Origin of the sequence: Synechococcales cyanobacterium CNB (genome assembly GCA_030263455.1) — a bacterium.
In the GTDB taxonomy this organism is placed as follows: domain Bacteria; phylum Planctomycetota; class Phycisphaerae; order Phycisphaerales; family UBA1924; genus CAADGN01.
Genome location: SZOZ01000008.1, coordinates 1 through 15495, shown reverse-complemented (window position 1 = coordinate 15495; position 15495 = coordinate 1). Strand labels below are relative to the sequence as shown.

At 68.9% G+C, this 15495-nt stretch carries 12 protein-coding genes; 9 read left to right on the top strand and 3 right to left on the bottom strand.

Annotated elements, in window-relative coordinates:
* Positions 1-73 precede the first annotated feature (73 nt).
* Positions 74-928, top strand: a complete 855-nt coding sequence (locus FBT69_08885; GenBank protein MDL1904907.1) for a hypothetical protein — start codon at positions 74-76, stop codon at positions 926-928.
* Positions 929-1127: 199 nt separating this feature from the next.
* Here FBT69_08885 and FBT69_08880 read toward each other — a convergent pair whose 3' ends face one another.
* A complete protein-coding gene (locus FBT69_08880; GenBank protein MDL1904906.1) occupies positions 1128-1925 on the bottom strand; it encodes a hypothetical protein in 798 nt (265 codons plus the stop codon).
* Between the two features lie 542 nt (positions 1926-2467).
* On the opposite strand from FBT69_08880, the gene rny reads away from it, so the two are divergent.
* The gene (gene rny, locus FBT69_08875) at positions 2468-4063 is read left to right on the top strand and encodes a ribonuclease Y (GenBank protein ID MDL1904905.1); all 1596 of its coding nucleotides are present in this window, start codon (positions 2468-2470) and stop codon (positions 4061-4063) included.
* Positions 4060-4920 carry an alpha/beta fold hydrolase gene (locus FBT69_08870; protein ID MDL1904904.1) on the top strand — a complete coding sequence of 287 codons (861 nt, stop codon included), beginning with the start codon at positions 4060-4062 and terminating at the stop codon, positions 4918-4920. The genes rny and FBT69_08870 overlap by 4 nt, the downstream gene beginning before the upstream one ends.
* 26 nt (positions 4921-4946) lie before the next feature.
* Here the strand turns inward: FBT69_08870 and FBT69_08865 are convergent, their stop codons facing one another.
* The gene (locus tag FBT69_08865; protein MDL1904903.1) at positions 4947-5981 is read right to left on the bottom strand and encodes a peptidylprolyl isomerase; all 1035 of its coding nucleotides are present in this window, start codon (positions 5979-5981) and stop codon (positions 4947-4949) included.
* Here FBT69_08865 and FBT69_08860 point away from each other — a divergent pair.
* The 4 genes from FBT69_08860 to serC all read left to right on the top strand — a co-directional run bounded on the left by FBT69_08860 (position 5980) and on the right by serC (position 10904).
* Entirely contained in the window at positions 5980-7251 is a 1272-nt protein-coding gene (locus FBT69_08860) for a hypothetical protein (GenBank protein ID MDL1904902.1), read from the top strand. The genes FBT69_08865 and FBT69_08860 overlap by 2 nt on opposite strands.
* A gap of 189 nt (positions 7252-7440) precedes the next feature.
* Complete coding sequence (locus FBT69_08855) at positions 7441-8505, top strand: prepilin-type N-terminal cleavage/methylation domain-containing protein (protein MDL1904901.1); 1065 nt, start codon at positions 7441-7443, stop codon at positions 8503-8505.
* Positions 8506-8778: 273 nt separating this feature from the next.
* Entirely contained in the window at positions 8779-9762 is a 984-nt protein-coding gene (locus FBT69_08850) for a hypothetical protein (GenBank protein ID MDL1904900.1), read from the top strand.
* Positions 9763-9803: 41 nt separating this feature from the next.
* Positions 9804-10904, top strand: a complete 1101-nt coding sequence (gene serC / locus FBT69_08845) for a 3-phosphoserine/phosphohydroxythreonine transaminase (protein MDL1904899.1) — start codon at positions 9804-9806, stop codon at positions 10902-10904.
* Here the strand turns inward: serC and FBT69_08840 are convergent.
* Positions 10873-11928 (bottom strand): glycosyltransferase family 9 protein, encoded by a 1056-nt coding sequence (locus tag FBT69_08840; protein ID MDL1904898.1) that lies wholly within the window; start codon positions 11926-11928, stop codon positions 10873-10875. The genes serC and FBT69_08840 overlap by 32 nt on opposite strands.
* Before the next feature lie 117 nt (positions 11929-12045).
* Between FBT69_08840 and FBT69_08835 the strand changes: the two genes are divergently transcribed.
* Together FBT69_08835 and FBT69_08830 are read left to right on the top strand one after the other, a co-directional pair.
* On the top strand, positions 12046-13995 hold the full coding sequence (locus FBT69_08835) for a hypothetical protein (protein MDL1904897.1): 1950 nt from the start codon (positions 12046-12048) through the stop codon (positions 13993-13995).
* On the top strand, positions 13995-15314 hold the full coding sequence (locus FBT69_08830) for a hypothetical protein (GenBank protein ID MDL1904896.1): 1320 nt from the start codon (positions 13995-13997) through the stop codon (positions 15312-15314). Before FBT69_08835 ends, FBT69_08830 begins: the two co-directional genes overlap by 1 nt.
* Positions 15315-15495: the final 181 nt, after the last annotated feature.

The following is a 15495-nucleotide window of genomic DNA, read 5'->3' as shown; positions in this document are numbered from 1 at the left end:
TCGAATCAGGCTCAAGCAGACCCCCGCGCAGGTCGATGCCCTCTTCGGCTCTCGGGCTTCAGCGAGGTCACCCGTGCCCCCCAACAGGTCTCGTACCGAACGCTGGCGCGACAGCATCGAGCAGGTGCGCCAGCGCGGTGGCGCACTCGAAATCACCCTCGCCCGCGCTACCGACAACTCGCCCCTCAACGGCGCAAGCGGCGCGGACCTCGTCTGGCGCGTCCGGCTCCTCGACATCCGCGACGATCACCTGCTCGTCGAGCACCCCGCCGCTGCGGGAAGAATCATCCGACTCGACGCCGGGCTTGCCCTCATCGGCGCTTTCTCCATCGGCCAGAACCGCTGGATGTTCCACTCCCGAACCCTCGGCGACGAGCCGCGCGGAGGACTCCGCCTCGCCCTCCCAACCCGCGTCGAACGCTGTCAACGACGCTCCTTCTTCCGAATCTCGACCGCCGAACTCTCACTCCCCCGTGTCGAGTGCTGGCCCCTCCTCGACCCCATGACCGTCGCACCAGCCGAGGTCGCCAACCGCGACCACGTCCTCCGCCTCGCTTCCACCGGCGACCAATCAGACGCCCGGATGACGATCGAGGACACGCTCCTGCCCGAAGTCGGACCGGGGTTCTCCGCCAGCCTCCTCAACGTCTCCGGCGGCGGCCTCGGACTCCTCGTCGAACCAGACGACGCCCAGGCGCTCGACCGCTCACACTACCTCTGGATGCGGGTCGATCTGCGCCCCCACGTCCCAGCCCCCATCGCCATGACCGGACGCATCGCACACTGCCACACCGACAGCACCGCACGCGTCCACGCCGGAGTCGCCTTCGAGTTCGGCTTCAACGCAGGGCACCGCGACTTCGTCATCGATCAGGTCGGCCGATGCGTCGCCGCACTCCTCCCGGGCGCACGCAGAGCGGCCGCGTGACACGGTTTGTGTCAGGCCCTCGCGATCGAGAACCCCGCCGCTCCGTGGCGACTTCTCTCCTGCCCCTGCTCCCTACCCGAGAGAACCTCACGCAACTCGTAGAGTCCACCGAACCCGCACGACGCGACGAACGCCGAAGGCGTGCGACAGCCGACGCCGAGGGCTACGAAACCGGAGAGGGAGCTGCACACAACCACGGCTACGGCTTCATGCGCGCCGTCAGGTAACTCTCCGGCTTCTCGCGCACGATCAGCTGCGCGTCGCCGTTCGCGGTGTGCATCACGATGTCGTTCGATCCGCCGTTGAGCGTCGCCGAGATCGCCGTCTGCGAGACCTGCGCCCCCAGCAGCACCGTCTGCGGCGCGAAAATCTTCGCCGACCCGTGCGGCGCGTTCATGCTCACCCGCCCAGCAGAGTCCGGCGTCACCACGCAGACGATCGTGCCCTCGTCCGTGATGAGCCGCACCGGCGAGGAGATCGCGTGATCAGACCGCAGCCGGATCCAACCCCCGCTCCTGCCCGCGCCGCCGCTCTCCACGTCCACCGCCCCGGCCACACCGACCAGTTCCACAGGACCGCCCGCGTTACGCACCGTCAGCCCGTCGCACCGCGGCACGAAGATCACCAGGTCCACCGGCTCCTCCGCGATCCCCTCGGCCGGCGTCGCGAGCACGCGGAGGATGCTCCGGCCCTCCTGGTCCACCGACTCCGCAGCGATCCATGCCCGCGCGTTCTCGCCCTCGGTCACCACTCGACCGCCACTCCGGGTCCGGGCGACTACCACGGCCTCCGATCGCGAACCGTCTACCACCACCTTCACCCCCCCGTTCTGGTTCTGCACGTCCAACCCGACCGCCCCACCGGCGACAACGGCCGGTCCGGCAATCGCGATCCGCTTGGACTTCGGGGCCTTGCAACCGCCCAGCGAGGCAACGGCGACAACGGCCGCAACACCGAGCAGCAGCGTGCGGGCGACAAAACGGGGGGATCGGCTCATGGGGGTTCTCTCGTTCGCGGTCTGGTCGTGTACCACGGGCTACCACGCCGCCCGCGGGTACCGAGTCTATCGGCCGACCGGCCGCCGCGGTCCACGGGTCGTTCACGAACGAATCCGGCGGATTCACCGGCCGACCCGAAACCAGAACCCCATCTCCCTGCTAAGATCGGGTTGAGGCCGGGATGATGCCGGCCGCCGAGAGGATGAAAGAACCGACCGACCCGCAACCGACGGGGTGGGCGGTGCGACGATCGACAAGAACGGCTCTGGCGCGACGGTCCTCCGTCGCCCGGGCCGGAAGGACGCCGGGGAATGCTGCTCAGAACGTGCAACGCGAACGGCAGTGTGTGTGAGTGCGGCACGCGTTGTACCACGCTCGTGGCGGAGGCCGCGGACTGAAGGCAGTGGGGGCGTTCCATACCTCTTGACGATCCCGTTCGCACCGGGAAACCCGGCCGGGGTTCCGGCGGCATCCACGCACGCGGTGCGCTCAGCACCCGTCGGGGAACCGCGACCGAGCAGGGTCGTCAGGAAGGTGGTCCATGCACGACGTCACGACGACGATTGCGCAGAGTTCTACACCCGGGGTCCTGCTCTGGGCGATCGTCGCCTTCGTCGCCGGTGCTGCCGGGGGGTTCCTCCTCTGCCGTGCTCTCGCCACGGGGGCATTGGCACGCGCCAGGCAGGAGGCCGCCGCGCTCCGCGAGCGGGCCGAACTGGAAGCGAAAACCGCCGCAGAGAAGATCCGCCTCGAAGCCGAGCGTGACGCCCTCGCACGCAAGGAAAAACTGGACGCGGAGACCGAGGCCGCTCGCGCGGAAACCCGCGAGGCCGAACGCCGACTCGCCAAGCGAGAGGATCTCCTCGACCGCAAGGAGGAAACCCTCACCCTCAAGGAGCAGCAACTCAGCCGGCAGATCGAGGCCGCCCGCGAACGCGAGCGAAAGGCCGAAGAACGCGAGGAAGAAGTCGAGCGGCTCATCGACGAGCAGCGCGAACGCCTCCACGAGGTCTCCGGACTCAGCCGCGAGGATGCCAGGCGCCAGGTGCTCGAGCGCGTCGAGCAGGATTCACGCCACGAGGTCGCCAAGGTCGTCCGCAAGGTCGTCGAGCAGGCAGAGGAGGACGCACGCAACAGGAGCACACAGATCCTCCTGAACGCCATCCAGCGCTACGCCAACGAGGTCACCTCCGACTCTACCGTTCGCACCGTCGCCATCCCTTCCGACGACATGAAGGGCCGCATCATCGGCCGCGAAGGACGCAACATCCGCGCCATCGAACGCGCCACCGGCGTCGACATCATCGTGGACGACACCCCCGGCGTCATCGTCGTCTCCTGCTTCGACAAGGTCCGCCAGGCCGTCGCCGTCGAAGCCCTCGAACGCCTCATCGCCGACGGCCGGATGCACCCTACTCGCATCGAGGAGGTCGTCGAGAAGGTCAAGTCAGAGGTCGAGGAGCGCATCGTCAGGATCGGTCGCGAAACCGCCCTCGAAGTCAACCTCCGCGGCCTCCACCCCAAGATCATCGAAGCCATGGGCCGACTCCATTACCGCACCAGCTACGGCCAGAACGTCCTCCGACACTCCGTCGAGGTCGCCTTCCTCTGCCAGATCATCGCCGAGCAACTCGGACTCGACGGCCGACTCGCCCGACGCTGCGGCTTCCTCCACGACATCGGCAAGGCCATGGACCACGAAATGGAGGGCGGTCACCCCAAGATCGGCATGGACTTCGCCAGGCAGCACGGCGAGAAGGACGAGGCCGTCCTCAACGCCATCGGCGGACACCACGCCGACATCCCCGCCACCACCTTCTACACACCCATCGTCATGGCCGCCGACGCCGTCTCCAGCGCCAGGCCGGGCGCACGCCGCGAAAGCCTCGAACGCTATGTCCAGCGCCTCAACGAACTTCAGGACATCGCTCTCTCCTACAAGGGCGTCACCGAGGCCTACGCCATCCAGGCCGGCCGCGAAGTCCGCGTCATGATCGACGCCGCACGCATCAGCGACGATGAGGCCTACCTCATCGCCCACGAAATCGCCAAGCGCGTCAGCGAGGAGATGACCTTCCCCGGCGAGATCAAGGTCACCGTCCTCCGAGAGACCCGGGCCGTCGAGTACGCCAGATGAAGCCCCCGCACGGCCGCCGCCGCGCACCCCTCCGTTACGCCATCTTCCTCCTCGCACTCGCTGCCAGCGCCTTCGCCGTCGGAGTCTCCGGCTGCATGGAGCGACTCTTCTTCTACCCCGACCGCTCTCCATTCACCACGCCACCGGGCGTCGAAGACGTCTCCTTCTCCACGCCCGACGGCCTCACCCTCCACGGCTGGTTCATCCCGCCCAACGGCCGCACCGACGACGCTCCCCCCGCGCCCGCGGTCCTCCACGTCCACGGCAACGCCGGCAATGTCTCCCAACACCTCGACTTCTGCCGCTTCCTCGCCGACGAAGGCTTCGCCGTCCTCCTCTTCGACTACCGTTCCTACGGCCGATCCGACCCGGGCCCGCTGCGACGCCGCCGGCTCGTCTCCGACGCGCACGCCGCTCTCGACGCGCTCCTCGCCCGACCCGGCATCGATCCGACCCGCATCACCGTCTACGGCAACAGCCTCGGCGCGGTCGTCGGTCTCGCCCTCGCCGCCGAACGACCGGAGGTCCGTGCCGTTGTCTCCGCCGCCGCCTTCTCGCGCTGGCAGCGCATCGCCGCCGACCACACGGGCCTGCTCGGCCGCGCCCTCATCCGCCACGGCCTCGACGCCGAAGTCTCCGCCGCCACGCTCGGCAATCGCCCGCTCCTCGTCATCCACGGCACCGCCGACGAGATCGTCCCAGCCTACCACGCCGAACGCATCGCCGATTCCGCCCGCGCCGCCCGCGTGCCAGTGACCGTTTTCCTCCTCGAAGGCGTCACGCACAACGACCTCATGCTGACCCGCCCGGCCCAGCGCGCCGTCGCCGTTTTTCTCCGCGAAGCGTTGCCCGAGTAGTCCGCTTCCTCTTCGCCCCGGCGTCGTCAATCCTGCCGCCGCGTCCGCCACGACCACTCCAGCGACGGGTCGAACACCGTGATCCGCGCCGTCTCGACCATCTGCGACGCCGTTCGGTCCATCAGCACCCGCTCCTGGCGAAGCCGCAGCAGCCGCTCCAGTTCCCCCCGCACCGCCTCGATCGCCGTGCCGTCCCCCTCCGTCCGCTCCTCGAGCAGCAACAGCGCGTACCCGCTCTCCAACGCGACCACCGGGCTGAGTTCCCCGGGCCGCAGCGCATCCAGCGCTCGCCGCACCGACACCGGGTATGCAGGGTCCGCCGGGCTGATCGGTTCCAGCAGCCCCCCCCTCGGCCCCGAAGCGTCGCTCGACCGCGACACCGCCTCCTCGATGAACGCCGCCCGCCGATCCGCCGCGCCCTCCACCCGCGATCGCGCCTGCGCCGCCTCACGCTCGCTCGCCACCACGATGATCCGCGCCCGGCACCGAGGCCCGTGCCGGACCGCGTGCGCCGTTCGCACCTGCTCCTCCGTGATCTCCACTTCCCCCTGCACCAACTGCCGAAGCATCGCGTTGCGCCGCAGCAGCCCTTCGAACCTCGTCGGTCCAAGCCCGCGTGATCGCCGAATCCGCGACAACAGCTCCGACGCCGCCTCGCTCCCCGCCCCTTCCGCCGCCAGCGAACGCTCCACCAGCTCCCGCTCACGTCGCAGGTCCGCCTCGGTCAGCTGAAGCCCGCGCCGCCCGAACTCCGCTTCCACGATCCGCGTGAGCGCGACCTCCTCGACCGCCGCCGCTCCCGCCGCCTCCGAGAGAATCGCTCGCATCTCATCCCACGAAACAGGCTCACCCTCCACCATCACCGGCGGCCGCTCCACCGCCGTCGGCTGCCGTCCCGCCGACACCTGCCGCTCCGAAGCCTCAAGCCCGCGCAGGTCGCGCGCGCTCGGCCCCTCCCGGGTCTCGCTCTGGCTCGAACACGCCGCCAGCACGAAGCAACCCGCCCAAGCGGCGAAGGTCCGAAGAAACAGGCCCCGCCATGCCTTCCGTGGGTGATTCATGACCCGATCAGAGGGGCGCTCACCCAGCAAGGTCAACCGATCCACCCTCGCGCGGTGTATCGTCATGCTGGCGCGGCCGTCATCGAACCACCACCACGCCCCTCCGATGACCGAACACGACCCCACACCCCGTGCCGCCCCGCGCCCGCAGCCGCGAGTCGTCCTCTGCCCCTACTGCGGCTCCCGTTCACGCGATCCCCACCGCTGCGAGTCCTGTTCAGGCTACTTCGACCCGCTCTCGCGCCAGGCCACCCAGAACGCGATGGGACCGTGGTTCATCCGCGACGACGCCCAGCCCTTCCGGCCCGGCTGTTCCTACGACACCCTCCGCACGCTCATCCGTCGCGGAAAGATCGGCCCGGAGACCCCTATCCGCGGCCCCACCACGCGCCAGTTCTGGGTGCTCGCCAAGCGCTGCCCCGCCGTCGCCAATCTTCTCGGCATCTGCCACGCCTGCGCACGCCCAGTCGAGCCGGGCGACCGCGCATGCCGCCATTGCGGCGCCTCCTTCGAGCCGCCCCCCGATCGCCAGCAACTCGGCCTCGGGAGCGTCCGCCTCCTCCCAGGCCACGCCGCTCCCGAAGACGTTGCGGCCATGTCCGAACCGCACCACCCGCAGCCGAGTGTCAACCTCCCGCATCAACTGGATGCAGTCCCCGCTGCCCAGCCCCAGGACATCCAGCCGCCACTTCCCCATCCCGACGAGATCGTGTTCGCCCGCGTCCAGACGCTCGAGCGAAACCTCCGCGTTCTCCGCCGTTCACGAGCGATCTATCTCGCGGCGGCCATCACTTTGCTCCTCTCAGCCGCGTTCGTCTTCGCCGCTCCGTCGCTCGGCATCACGCTCGGGCCCGTCGATCGCTGGCTGGGCCGCGTGCCGACGCAGCCACGCGAACTCGCGCCACCGGACCTCGGCGTCTCCGAGCCGGTTCCTGTTCGTCCCGCTCCCATCACGCCCGCGCCGGACCCCGCAAGGATCGAATCCCAACCCGCACCGGAGCCGGGCATCTCGTCACGGCCGACCTCGGACGCGCCGGACAGCGGCGATGGCCGTGCTTTGGTCGCCCCTGTCGCATCACCCAATGCCGTCCCGGAATCCTGGCAACGCCTTCGAGACCTTGCCCGCTCGGGCCGGCTCGAAGAGCTTAAAAGTGCAAGTGACCTCGTGAGTCTTGCTCTCGCCGAAGGCTTCCCTACCGACGAGGCGACCCGATTTCGTGACGCACTGCGACTTCGGATCGCCTGGCTTGAACTACGCACATATCCCTAACACAATCGGCCGCATCCGTTCCATGGATGCCACGGGCAGGGGGTCTTTTCTCGAAATGTCCGGGAATTGGCCGATCCGGGGCTGGACAAAGGGTCAACGATCCATTAGGTTTGTCGTGTGGGGGGATCATTCTTCGGCCGCACTCGCGGCTTACGGAGGTCTGCCATGAAGAGTCGGACGCAGCCCCGCATGAAGGGGTTCACTCTGATCGAACTCCTGGTCGTGATCGCGATCATCGCGCTCCTGATCGGCCTGCTCTTGCCCGCTCTGGGCGAAGCGAGGCGCGCTGCACGCTTGGCCATCTGCCTGTCGAACATGAACCAGATGGCGACCGCGACGCACTCGTACTCCGCGGACTTCCACGACCGCGTGCGTTCGTTCACTTGGACCGTTGACAAGTGGGATCGCAACACGTGGAGCGACCTCCAGGGTCCGTGGAACTTCGACGTCGAGGCCGCGGCGCGCCAGGCCGTGGACATCATCCGCCGCCGCACGGGCCGCGATGACTTCCCGCGTATCCTGAGCTGGATCCCGCACATCCTGTACACGCACCTGGTGCTGAACGACTACCTCGCGCAGCGTCTGCCAGAGCGCATGGTCGTCTGCCCCGAGGACAAGTTCCGCATCAACTGGCAGCTCGACCCCGTCAACTACTTCGACGAGGACTTCTGGGTTCCCCACCAGCCCCGCGTCAAGGGCATGGGCGGCTCCCCCTACAACAAGCGCTGGCCCTACTCCTCCTCCTACGTCCCCGGCATCGCGACCTTCGACCGCACTCATAGCATCAATATCCGCGGTACAAACCAGCAGTACAACAACAAGCGAACTAGAAACGCGCCCGGCAATCCTGTGCACAACTCGTACTACGTCAACTCCGACAACGGCATGCTCGGGGGCGTGAAGATCGCGGATGTCCAGTACCCGGGCTCGAAGGTGGACTTCTACGACACCCACCAGCGCCACTTCGGCAAGAAGGCCCTCTACTTCCCAGAGCCGGAGGCCAAGGCCGTCATCAGTTTCTTCGATAGCTCCGTTTCCGTCCGCATGACGCAGGACTCCAATTTGGGCTGGAACCCGTTGGCCCCCACGGCACCCGAATACATCGTCAACTATGCCCCGGGCGTGTACGAACCACCGAACAAGAACGGCGAGATGACGAAGCCCCTCGCCCAGGTCTACAACTACACCCGCGGCGGCCTTCAGGGCACCGACTTCGACGGTGAGCCGATCAACACCGGTCAGCCCAAGAAGTAGTCACCTCTCCCAACAATTGATCGTTCGCGGCAGCCCGGCCTCACCGCCGGGCTGTTTCTTTGTTCACCAAGGGACTCCCCGCTGAATCACCGTGCGCTGCATCAGCCCGAAGGGCTGCACGCCAGACGCCGGGGGAGCGCGGCGAGTCCGCGGGCTGCCAAACCCCAGGACCACGATCAGGGTTGAAGTCGATGCCTTGAGGACCACACCCACCGCTCGTCCTGCCTGCCGCCGTATCATCCGCTGTTTCGCGGCGTGTGTGCGGGAGGCACGATGAAAATCCTGATCGCGGACAAGTTCGAGGTCGAGGGCGTCGCCGCTCTCCGCTCGCTCGGCGTCGAGGTCGTCTCCGACCCCTCTCTCGCCCCCGAAACTCTCCCCCAGGCACTCGCCGACCTCGCCCCCGAAGTCCTCATCGTCCGATCGACGAAAGTCACCGCACCCGCCCTCGCAGCCGCCTCGGCCCTCCGCCTCATCGTCCGCGCCGGTGCGGGCGTGGACAACATCGACGTCCCCGCCGCCTCCGCCAGGCGCATCGCCGTCTGCAACTGCCCCGGAATGAACGCCGCCGCCGTCGCCGAACTCGCCGTCGGCCTCCTCATCGCCTGCGACCGGCGCATCCCAGATCAGGTCAACGAACTCCGCGCCGGACACTGGAACAAAAAGGAATACGGCAGGGCCAGGGGCCTGCGCGGACGCACCCTCGGCGTCGTCGGCGTCGGTGCCATCGGCGGCCACGTCGTACGCGTCGCTCAGGCCATGGGCATGCGCGTTCTCGCCTGGTCCCGCGGCATGACCGCCGAACGTGCCGCCGAACTCGGTGTCGAGTCGGGCGGCAACACACGCCCCGACCTCCTCCGCATGCTCGCCGCGTGCGACGCCGTCAGCGTCCACGTCGCACTCACCAACGACACCCGCGGCCTGTGCGACGCCGCCTTCTTCAACGCCATGAAGCAGGGCACGATCTTCGTCAACACCTCGCGCGGCGCCGTCGTGGACGAAGCCGCACTCGCCGACGCCGTCCGCGCCAGGGGCATCAAGGTCGGCCTCGACGTCTACGCCGCCCAGCCCGCCACGCCAGAGGCCGACTTCAACCCGCCCGTCGCCGCCCTCCCCGGCGTCTACGGCACGCACCACTGCGGCGCCTCCACCGACCAGGCCCAGCAGGCCGTCGCCGACGAGACCGTGCGTATCGTCAGGGTGTTCAGGCAGACCGGCAGGTTCGAGAACTGCGTCAACGCCGGAGAGATCAGGTAGGGCACGGGACTTTTTGAAAAGGGGTACTCGAGGTGACCACCATGCCAGCGACAGCGACCGATCGCGTCTTCAACTTCAGCGCGGGCCCCGGCGTCCTCCCCGAGGAAGTCCTCCGACAGGTCCAGCAGGACGTCTGGAACATCGCGGGCACCGGCATGGGCATCATGGAGCACTCCCACCGCGACAAGCTCTTCGATCGCGTCCTCGCCGAGGCCATCGCAGACTGCCGAAAGGTCGGCAGCATCGGCGACGATTACGAAGTCCTCTTCCTCACCGGCGGCGCAACGACCCAGAACTTCATGGTTCCCATGAACCTCCTCCCACAGGACGGCGTCGCCGACTACCTCGTCACCGGATACTGGGCGGAGAAGAGCGCGGAGGAAGCCGCCCTCTACGGCAAAATCAACCTCGCCTTCGACGGCCGCCCCACGAAACACACCTACGTCCCCAGGCAGAACGAGATCAACTTCTCACCAAACGCCGCCTACGTCCACTACACCAGCAACAACACCATCGTCGGCACCGAGTACCACGACGTCCCGCAGCCGCCCAAGGGCGTGCCCCTCGTCTGCGACGCCTCCAGCGACATCTTCAGCCGACCCTGGGACGTCACCAAGTTCGGCCTCGTCTACGCCGGCGCGCAGAAGAACGTCGGCCCCGCAGGCACCACCCTCGTCATCATCCGCAAGGACCTCCTCGACCGAAACCCCCGCCCGCTCCCCAGCCTCATGCAGTACCGCGTCTTCGCAAAGAACGAGAGCCGACCAAACACGCCCCCGGTCTTCCCCATCTACGTCGTCGGCCTCGTCTTCAAGTGGATCCTCAAGCAGGGCGGACTCGGACCCATCGGCCAGCGCAACGCCGCAAAAGCCAAGATCATCTACGACGTCCTCGACGCCTCCGAGTTCTACCGCGGACACGCCCGCCCCGACAGCCGCTCACTCATGAACATCACCTTCCGATGCCCCACTGAAGAGCAGGACTCCCTCTTCATGTCCGAGGCCAAGAAGGAAGGCATGGTCAACCTCAAGGGCCACCGCTCCACCGGCGGCATGCGCGCCAGCGTCTACAACGCCTTCCCACTCGAGGGCTGCGAGGCCATCGCACAGTTCATGCGCGACTTTGAACGTCGCCACGGCTGAGCCGATCCACGCACGCCGCGACGACCTCCTCGACACCGATCCGCTCCATCATCGCCCGCCCCAGCGCCTCGTCCTTGTGGTCGAGCCGCTCTCCCGCGCCAACGTGCTGGATCACGTCCGCTTCGCGCCGCCACGGCCCCACCCGAGCCACCCGCGTCGGCCCGTACAGCCCCACCAGCGGCCGCCCGAACCCCACCGCCATGTGCAGCGCGGCCGAGTCGTTCGCAACCACCAGCGCAGAACGCCGCACGATCGCCATCAGCCGCCCCACGCTCGTCCCACCGATCAGGTCAACCACACGCTCCTCGCGCGACGTGAGTTCCAGCACCGCTCCGCACTGATCCCGCTCCGACGCGGAGCCGACCACCACGACTCGGCCCGCACCGTGGGGGTTGCCTGCCAGCAGCGCGCACGCCAGCCGCGCGAACCGTTCCGCCGGCCACCGCTTCCCCGCCCACCGGCTCGTCGGAGCGATCACCACGAACTGCCCCGCGAACCGCCCGTCCTCTTCCACCGCCCGCTCATCCTCCGCCGGCGCATACAGACGCATGTCCTCCACCGGTTCCGCGCCCGCCGCCCGCGCCAGCGCGAGCATCCGCTCCACCGTGTGCGCCTCCTCCGACACGCGGCACCGCTCGCTGCAGAAGAACCAACCTCCCTCGCGCGCATCCGAGTACCCGATCCGCCGCCGCGCTCCGCTCGCCCACGCGAAGAACCCCGACCGGAACAGTCCCTGCGCGTCGATGGCCAGGTCGTACTCCGCCTCGCGCAGCGCCCTCACGAACCCGCGCAGCCCTCCGGCATGCCCCGTGCGCAGCTCCGTGCCCATCCGCTGCCGCGCGAACGGCACCACCCCTGTCAGCGCGGGGTGCGCCCGCACCGCATCCACAAAGGTGTCCTGCACCAGCCAATCGATCCGTGCCTCGGGCCACGCACGCCGCAGACTCGCCAGCACCGGCACGGTACGGCAGACATCGCCCAGCGCGCTGGGCCGGATGAGCAGGATGCGGCTCGGGGCGTTCACGCGGCCCGGATGATACGAGCCACCCCCAACGACCCCGAAACTTCCGCCTCCCACGCCCCAACAATGCCACGGGCGGGCATGCTCGCGTGCTGTCCGTCCCCAGGAAAGGGGTCAACCATGATCACCACTCGTGTCCTCGCGCCGTTCGTCACGGCGGCCCTCGCTCTCGCGGCAGGCGCACCCGCGCAGCCCGTGCCCGTGCTGGTCGTCCGCACACACGGCGCAGCCGCCCTCTCCGCCGACGGCCCGGACGCCGCCCTCCGTTCCGCCCTCGCCATGCTCCCCGCCCGCGTCGCCGAACTCCCCGGCGAAGCGCCGGACATGCCCCCCGAAGTCGCCGCCCTCATCCGCACCGCGATGGCCGCCGTCGCGCGCCCCGCCACGCTCAGCCTCTGCTACGACCCGATGAACGTCGCAGGCGGCATGTTCGGCTACGGCTTCGTCCTCTCCTTCGAGTGCGAGAACGACGCCGACGCCGCACGCCTCCACGCCATCCTCGAAGACGGCATCCGCCAAAGCCCCGCTCTCCTCGGCCCGCCCGAACCGAGCGACGCCTTCGACGGCATGAGCGAAGCATGGACCGCCGTCGCCCAGGTCCGCTACGGACCACGCCGCGTTGGACAGTCCCTCCGCTACGAACTCCACATCGGCTCCGTCAGCGACCCAGCAGCCGGCCTCGACGCACTCCCCGTGTCGCTCGACGCCCCCGGCTTCACCCCAACCGTCTCGGCTCTCGTGAACCTCTCCGGACTTACCCCCGCCGCAACGATCGCCCGCTCGATCCCAGGCCCGCAGGCGCCGCAACTCGCGCAGGCAACCTCGCAGATGCAGGCCGCAGGACTCATCGGCGAGAACGCCATGCGCATCACGCTGCAGGACGGCATCGCCAAGGACGCAGCCCACACCCGCACCGTCATCCACGGCGCGGCCCGCTATCGCGAAGCCCTCGGCATGTCCACCACAGGGCTTACCACCGACGACCTGCGCATCATCCCCGCCGATGCCCACTTCGCCTCCATCGCCACCGTGGACATGGGCTTCCCCGACCGACTCCTCGCCCAACTCCGCGCCAACGGCCTCCCCGTCGATCAGGTTCTCGCCGAGATCGTTCGCTCAACCGGCATCGACCCACTCGAAGACATCCTGCGCACCCTCGGCGGTTCCGTCGCCCTCTACACCTCCGACTCCACAGGCGCAGGTTCACTCCTCTCCGGCGTCGTCGTCCTCAGCGTCCGCGACGCCGAGCGCCTCCGGGCCACACGCGCGAAGATCGCCGGTCTCGCCAACGCGGCCATCGCGCAGCACGACGAACGCGCCGCCCTGTATCTCCGCATCGAGCCGTGGACATGCGACGGAAACGAGTTCTTCACCTTCCGCGCACGCGGACTCCCGCTGCCGCTCGAACTCACCTGCGCCATCACCGACAAGTGGCTCATCCTCGCCCCGTCCGCCCAGGCCGCCCTCGCCGCCGTGCGACAGGCGAACGGACGCGGCGACGACGGACTCACCGCGAACCGCGCCTTCGCCTCGCGCTTCACCGCCGTTCGCTCCCCCGTAACCACCGCGACATTCATCAACACCGACCGCACACTCCGCGCGGGCTACCCCTTCCTGGTGCTCGCAGGCGCGGCGCTCGGCAACACCGTCCGCTCTCCCCACGCAGACACCCGCGACCCGGGCATGATCGTCCCCCTCTACAACGACCTCCACCGCAACGCGCAGCCCATCGTCCAACTCTCCTGGTGGGAAGGCGACGACAAGATCACCCACACCACAGGCGATCGATCGCTCCTCATCCGCGCCGGCGGCGCGCTCGGCGCGGCCTCGCCCCTCATGCCCATCGTCGCCTTCGCCGCGATCGCCAACGCCGCCGAGCAGGGCGGGCTGGGCGCGATCGACGCCGATTGGCTCGCACGCCCAACAACCGCCCTCGCCGCACGCGCCATGCTCGGCGACCCCGCCGCCCGCACCGTCATGCTCCTCGGAGCCGCCGACGGCTACCCTTCCCGGCCTGACGACGCGGAGCGCGACGCGCTCCCGATCCCAGCCACGGACGCGAAGCCCTGATGTACGCGAGCCGCTCGACGCACACACCGACACACGCCGGCCGGATGCTCCGGTCGGCGTTGTGCCTTCTGGCCGTGTTCTGCGCCATCGTTCGCGCCGCCGACGCCGGCCCCCCGCAGGGTGCGCTGGCGTGGATTGTGGTTGAAGCCCAACCGCCAGGCCCCGACGCGCCCCGCCCTGCTCCGCCGAGCGCGGGATTCGTCGAAACACTCGTCTCTGCGATGCTCCCCGCTCGCTCCCCAACCGCCGACGCCGTCGCCGCCGTCATCGGGCACGCGCTCTCGAACCGCAACCGCATCGAAGTCGTCCTCCTCGACTTCGCCGCCGATCCCGGACCGAAGGACGGAACCGCGATCATGGTTCGCTTCGCGCTCATCGTCCGCGTCGAGGGAGCAACCTCGACTGCGATCCGTGCCGTTGTCAGTCAGTCCTTCCCAGGCTCGCCCCTCGATGCATCATTCTTCGCAGTGAACGGCGCTCCCGCATGGCAGACCATCACCATCGCCGAACAACCCGGCGCGATCCTCCTCGCCGTCGGCCGAGACGCGCTCGCCGCGTGGGATCACGCCGCGGCCGCCGACACCGAACCGGCATGGTCCATGCACGAAGCCGCGCTCGATTCGCACCAGGCCGGCGCGACCGCCGTCGCCGCGGCATTCATCGACGCCAACGCCCTCCGCCGCGCCTTCCCCGAGAGTTTCGCCTCCGGACGCCTCGGCCGACTCGCGCACGCCTGGGGCATCCCCAACGCCCGCTCGCTGATGCTCCGCGCCGCGACCCTGCCGCGCGGCGACGCCCCCCCCGCGCTGCTCCTTGCCGCCGCCTTCGAGGCACGATCAAGGCCGCCAGGCGCCGTCGTCGTCGAGCCGATCATCGGCGCATCATGGCCCGGCCACGCCAGCGAACTCGCTCCCGACGACGCGCTCTGGGCATCCGCCGTCCCCGCCGCATGGTCTCGCGCCCACGAATGGGCCGTGCGCACCTGGGAAGCCTCGCGCGACGGCTGGGGCACGATCGAGTTCGACGCACGCCGCGCCCGCTGGGAACGACAGCACATGCCGCGCCTCCAACGACTCTTCGGCTCCACCGCACCCTGGGCGATCCTCGCCGGCAACCGCGCGGTCATCCCACTCGCGCCCGATGCAGAACCCGCGCGCGTCGCCGCCGATCTCGCCACGCTCCTCGCCACCTTCGGCGATCGCGCCACCACCGACGCACTCGAAGGCTCCATCCGCGTCGGCCCCGCCCCCGGCTCGACCATCCGCTGGTCTGTCCGCAACGACACCAACCCCGCCATCACCTTTCAACTCACAAACTGACCGTGCCGCTGGCGTCGGCTTCCCTGAGCCGACGTCGGTGCCCAAGCACACGCGACCTCCGGTCCGACCGCATCCGCTCCATCCGTGCGCTCTCCACCACGCACCCACCACCCGCGCGCGCCGATCCGCGCACACGCGCCTTCTCCACCTCGACTCCGCCCCGATCCCCCCTCACCATTGC

Bases quoted from the DNA above. Each gene is read 5' to 3' on its own strand.
- FBT69_08830 (MDL1904896.1), top strand. From the start codon at position 13,995: ATGTACGCGAGCCGCTCGACGCACACACCGACACACGCCGGCCGGATG.
- FBT69_08850 (MDL1904900.1), top strand. From the start codon at position 8,779: ATGAAAATCCTGATCGCGGACAAGTTCGAGGTCGAGGGCGTCGCCGCT.
- FBT69_08865 (MDL1904903.1), bottom strand. From the start codon at position 5,981: ATGAATCACCCACGGAAGGCATGGCGGGGCCTGTTTCTTCGGACCTTC.
- FBT69_08855 (MDL1904901.1), top strand. From the start codon at position 7,441: ATGAAGGGGTTCACTCTGATCGAACTCCTGGTCGTGATCGCGATCATC.
- FBT69_08860 (MDL1904902.1), top strand. From the start codon at position 5,980: ATGACCCGATCAGAGGGGCGCTCACCCAGCAAGGTCAACCGATCCACC.
- FBT69_08835 (MDL1904897.1), top strand. From the start codon at position 12,046: ATGATCACCACTCGTGTCCTCGCGCCGTTCGTCACGGCGGCCCTCGCT.
- FBT69_08880 (MDL1904906.1), bottom strand. From the start codon at position 1,925: ATGAGCCGATCCCCCCGTTTTGTCGCCCGCACGCTGCTGCTCGGTGTT.
- rny (MDL1904905.1), top strand. From the start codon at position 2,468: ATGCACGACGTCACGACGACGATTGCGCAGAGTTCTACACCCGGGGTC.
- FBT69_08870 (MDL1904904.1), top strand. From the start codon at position 4,060: ATGAAGCCCCCGCACGGCCGCCGCCGCGCACCCCTCCGTTACGCCATC.
- serC (MDL1904899.1), top strand. From the start codon at position 9,804: ATGCCAGCGACAGCGACCGATCGCGTCTTCAACTTCAGCGCGGGCCCC.